At 43.3% G+C, this 4,981-nt stretch carries 3 protein-coding genes; all 3 read left to right on the top strand.

Annotated features, from left to right (window positions below; translation table 11 throughout):
• A partial coding sequence (locus CHB62_RS14225; protein WP_254919398.1) for a phage baseplate assembly protein V occupies positions 1-1,062 on the top strand: 1,062 nt, incomplete at its 5' end.
• A gap of 7 nt (positions 1,063-1,069) precedes the next feature.
• Positions 1,070-2,374 (top strand): tetratricopeptide repeat protein, encoded by a 1,305-nt coding sequence (locus CHB62_RS14220; RefSeq protein WP_089367341.1) that lies wholly within the window; start codon positions 1,070-1,072, stop codon positions 2,372-2,374.
• On the top strand, positions 2,371-4,981 hold a 2,611-nt coding region (locus CHB62_RS15405; RefSeq protein WP_254919397.1), incomplete at its 3' end, for a DUF6531 domain-containing protein. The genes CHB62_RS14220 and CHB62_RS15405, both read left to right, overlap by 4 nt.

The following is a 4,981-nucleotide window of genomic DNA, read 5'->3' as shown; positions in this document are numbered from 1 at the left end:
GCTCGCCAGTACTCCATACAGCGTGTCAGCTCTATCGATGATCTTGAGAATTATGTACTCCTAAAACAAGCAGCCGAAACGGCTGAAACCCATTACGTCACAGCCGAAAGCCAGGATCCAAGGCTACACGTGGGTTCGGTGATAAGTTTGTATAGTTCTTTCTTAAAGGGAGTTGGCAATCTCTCCCAAGAGAGCTTAGGCGATTTTATCATCATTGAGATGACCCATGAAGTGAGCGAGAGCTGTTATTACAAAAACCGTTTCAAAGCCATCCCTGGTACTGTAATGAGTCTGCCTAACCCAAAGGTTGAAATGCCTCTGGCTGAAACGCAGATGGCAACGGTACTCAGCAATGCCGACCCACATGGAGCGGGTCGTGTGCAGGTGCGCATGAATTGGCAAACCGACAACATGCGAACAAGTTGGGTGCGTGTGATGACACCAGATGGTGGTGGCAGCAAAGACGTAAAAAGCAACCGTGGCTTTGTTTTCATCCCAGAGGTAGGCGACCAAGTCCTCCTCGGCTTCCGCCATGGCGATCCAGCCCGTCCCTACGTCATGGGTAGCCTGTTTAACGGAGTTACAGGTGGTGGCGGTGGCCAAGGTAACAACTGCAAGAGCCTTACCAGCCGTCGAGGTAGTTCTTTGAAACTTGATGATTCTGTAGGTAGTGTCACGTTATCAGATCCTGGAAAGACCAGCATTCACATGGACGGTTCGGGTAATGCCATATTTGATTCATCTGACAAAATACTCATCTCCTGTGGTAGTGCTACTATTGAGTTGCACAAAGATGGTACGATAAAGATAAATGGTAAGGAGATATCAGTTGGAGGCACGGATATCTCCATGGCAGGTACATCAAGTATTGTCGCTGGTGTAGGGGAAGGCGAGACACCAAGTACTGGTATTGGTATGACTACGACAGACCTTAACATAACTTCTGCAAAGACTTGTATTGATGGCACCAGTGAGACTAATGTAAGTTCAAGTAGTGGAACAACGTCTGTTACCGCATCAAGTGAGGTGATTGTAGGTGGAAGTAAAGTAAAACTAAACTAATAGTGGCATGAATCCAGTACGATTGGAATTACTAAAGATAGACAGACAATGGTATGAGCAAGTAAAAGCACATACTGATAAACCACTATTTGTGTGCTTGGGCGAGAAGCATACGCTGAACATGTTTGACGTTTATTTTAAGAGTCATGGTGCAGATGAGGTAGAAAGTGACGACGTTTTCCTTGTGAATTATAAACCATTTGAGGATGCACAGCGGTATGGCGCAGAGCTATTAGAAGATCTACATTTGGTTTATAACTTGTGGAGAGAACATAATCTGATTTCTGTTCCATGTAAAGAATGGAATACGGACATTGTCGTTCCTAATGATAAAGTAAAGACTGATGCAGGGAATACAGCTAAGGCGCTAATAGGACTATATGAATCTTTTCCACCACTACGTGGACACAAGATATTTATTCTCTTATCACCACAACAGATAAGTAGTATACCTTTATATGAACAGTGGCTGCTTGATTGGTGTGCTAATATGAATAGCAGTGACATCAAGATTGTAGTTCTTGAGAAATATGAAGGTCGGCTGTTAAAGAATCTGCCTGATAATAGACATGAATTTGTACTTACCGGTACTGACATTGCTTCTTTGATGAACAATGTGGCAGCCCAGACTGCTTCAGATCCTAATGATGAAGAAAATGTCCTGCAACAACAAATGCTATTAGCAAACGTTCACTTTAGCAGGCGTGAGTTTGATAATGCTCATGTAGCTTTGGCCAAAGCTATTGGTATAGCCAGCCGACACAATCTTAAGGATGTGCTATGTACAGCTCACCTCTTAGATGCTTATGTATGGCTTACACAAAATGAACAGGAGAAAGCACATGACACATTCCGTACCTTATTGAGTCTTACTGGTGAAGAAACTCTATTGTCTGCACAGATGCATGTGAATTATGGTGGTTTCTTGCTTGCTATACGAAGAAAAGAGGATGCAATAGATGCGTTTGAGAAATCAGCTGAGATTGCAAAGAATATAAAGAATCCATTACTGGAGATGGAGTGTTATCGTATTATGGGTCAAATACAAGATGGTACATTTACAGATTCACAAACCATTGCTTATTATGAGAAGTGTATAGAGATAGGTATGACTATGAACAATGAGGAAAGACAACAAAGTTCATTAGCTTACATAGCTACTCTATTACTAAAGAAATATGGAAACTCTAAAAAGGCAGAAGAACTTTGCAAACAAATGGAGCAATATTTAGATGCAGATTGGCAAACTAACATACAAGTCCCCAACATGGATGACCTATATCATTCACCCTTAACAAGTGTATCCTCATGAAGATAATAGCAAAGAAAGCCAATGTAGCGAGTACTGCCGTACAGCATGTGGCCAAACATTTTGATTTGGTATTAGGTATAGACATTCACTGGACGAAGCTACCTATGCCTCCTTTTCCTCTTCCCTTACCACACCCTTTCATAGGATTTATCTTTGACCCCATGGAGTATGCAGACTTCAGCATACCAGTCCCATCCTTGTTGCAAAAGATGTTCAATCTCCCAGAGAAGATCCCTATGGGAGCATCAGTGTTTGTTCATGGCCGTATTAAGGCAACAACTACTACATCAGTCTTTGGATTTGGCTGTAATATAAAACCTAAAGGTGGTGCTGCAAGTATGTTAGGAGCAGCTATGGTGGGGAATATCATACCTATAAAGCATATTACAGGTGGCCTACCTTTCTATAAGATTTTCTTAGGAGACTTGGAAGGTCCACATGATGGCGAAATCTATTTTGGATCTGAAAGCGTTATTATCAATGGTAGTGAGTGCAGTGGATCATTCCCTCAGCAGGTTCTAACTTGTTGGGGCATACCTTTCGGACACCAATATTTCCCTCCAGCATGGCTTGCTCTCTACCAGCATATATTAACTATGTATGTGCAAATAAACGTCAAACCGCCTGTGCTGGTAGGTGGAACTTTCATCCCTCATAAATACACGCTTTCTGATATCTTGATGCGTGCAGCAGCTGTACTCTTCATGAAAGCGCTGGGAGCTATTGCCAAAAAAGGATTGACCAAATTTAATCATTTCCTTCAGGGTAAATTCGGTAAGAACCCTATATCTAAATCGTTGTGTTTCTTCGGTTTGGAGCCAGTGAATTTTGTCACGGGAGCAATGAATTTCTCTTGGGACGACTTTGAGCTATTTGGTGAGCGTACCATTCGTTGGACAAGTGCATGGCAGAGTGACATTACTTATTCTGGCATTATGGGTAATGGAGTGATTTGTAACTATGATCTGTTCATCATCCCACAAGAAGCAGACGGAGTTGCAGCTTACAATAACCCAGATGAGAATCAAGTATTCCCGATTCCAATGCCAGAAATAGGAGGCAAAGAGGAGTATTATCGTTCGTTAAAGCTATGGCAGCATAGGCCAAACAAATCCAGATGGATTATTAGAACAGAGACAGAAATCCGTACCTATCGTGCTTTTCCTGACGAGGAGTACGGCACGGTATATCTTGCAGAAAGGATAGACTATGTAGACGGTGGCTTCCTTTTGCTGGATTACAGTGGGCGTAAGCACTTACTTTCTACTATAAAAGATCACCTTGGACGTCTTATAATCTTTGGACAGGATGAGGAACGAGGTCTTATCCGCTCAGCAATGTATAAACATGGCGATGTCATAGATCAATTGGTGGTATACGACTATGATGAAAGGAGTAATCTCATACGTGTACGTGATCGATTTGGTAAGAGTATTGAGTTTGAATATGATGATGCCAATAGAGTGGTTCTACGTCGTAACCGCAACAACATGACTTATACGTGGGAGTATGACGCTGAAGGACGTGTTATCCATACTACTGGTGAAGGTGGTATACAGGAAGGATATATATCTTACCATGACGGATATAACGAAGTAAAATACTCTGCCACAGGAGCTACGGAACAGTATTATTATGAAGAAAACAACCTTGTATATAAGAAGGTAGATGCCATGGGTGGCGAGACCTGGTATGGATATAATTCCTGGCATGAACGCACGTTGGTGGGTACACCGGAGGGTAAAGTCATAGGATACGATTATGATAATCGTGGCAACCTTATAAAATTGACGGCTGCAGACGGAGCTGAGACTGTTTATGAGTATGATGACCATAATCGTGTGATAGCACGTACAGATGCAGCCGGTAATAGAGAAGAATGGGTCTATGATGCAGAGACAGCATTGTTGCTGAAACATAAGGAAGCGGATGGTACTGTTGTTACTTATACATACGAGAAGGATAAGCAGCAGCCTTCTGCTATTGAGTATGGTGAAGAACTACGTGCTGTTCTACAATATGACACTTTAGGATTAATCTCAAATATTACAGATGGGCATGGCGTTTGTGAAACATTCGCTTACGATGACTATGGCCGTCCACTGAAGCACAGGCATGCTGACGGGAATAGTACAGAATGGCAGCGTGACCGACTTGGCCGTGTTACTCGCTACGCAACTCCTGGGCAGAGCGTGATGCGCATCTCCTACGATGCCTACGACCTGCCTGTTGAAGTTACCAGCGGCAATGAAGTGTGGACTATGGAGTATACTCCTATGGGTAACCTGCGACGTCAGACACGACGGACGAGCAGTATGCGCATGGTCAGTGCGCTGAGCTACGAATATGATTCCTATGACCAACTGAAGTTTGTTGAGAACGAACATGGTGAACGCTACTTCTTTGAACGTGACCTTAATGGCGAGATAATCTGTGAGAGGGGCTTCGACGGAGTGGAACGCCATTATATCCGTGACCTTGACGGCACGGTGATCACGACACAGCTGCCTGATGGTACGGCTGTGCATCATCAGCATGACCAGGCTGGACGACTTACTTTTAACAAGTATACCGATGGTAGCTGGGAGGCTTGGGAGTACGATAAGG

This window comes from Prevotella jejuni (assembly GCF_900187995.1).
GTDB lineage: Bacteria > Bacteroidota > Bacteroidia > Bacteroidales > Bacteroidaceae > Prevotella > Prevotella jejuni.
The sequence above is the reverse complement of the archived record's forward strand: the minus strand, read 5'-3'. Positions and strand labels throughout refer to the sequence as shown.

Excerpts from the sequence above, each read along its gene's own strand:
- CHB62_RS14220 (WP_089367341.1), top strand. The coding sequence starts at position 1,070 with ATGAATCCAGTACGATTGGAATTACTAAAGATAGACAGACAATGGTAT.